General features: G+C 73.6%; 1 pseudogene. It reads right to left on the bottom strand.

The annotated features are described in order from the left end of the window. Nucleotides 1-284, bottom strand: a pseudogene (locus ADL12_RS27350) (LacI family DNA-binding transcriptional regulator); the annotation flags it as partial.

Raw genomic sequence — 284 nt, 5'->3', positions numbered from 1 at the left:
CGGGTCGTCGTGCAGGATCCGTTCCACACAGGCCTGGCCCGACGCGGCATCGTCCCCGCAGCAGTACGTGCGCACGGTCAGCCCGCGCTCGGCCGCGGCTTTGGTGAAGCCGTCCAGGCCGCGGTGCGCGGACTCGTACCCGGCCCGCAGCAGCTGCTGAGGCCGGTTGACGAAGGCGACCCTGTGGTGGCCGAGGTCCGCGAGGTGGTGGACGCAAGCGGCCGCCAGCGCGGTGTGGTCCAGGCCCACCCACCAGCCTCGCTCCGGATGCACGGTGCGGCCGA

The organism is Streptomyces regalis, from assembly GCF_001509475.1.
Lineage (GTDB): Bacteria > Actinomycetota > Actinomycetes > Streptomycetales > Streptomycetaceae > Streptomyces > Streptomyces regalis.
Note: the sequence above shows the minus strand (reverse complement) of the source record. Positions and strands in the feature narration are given on the sequence as shown.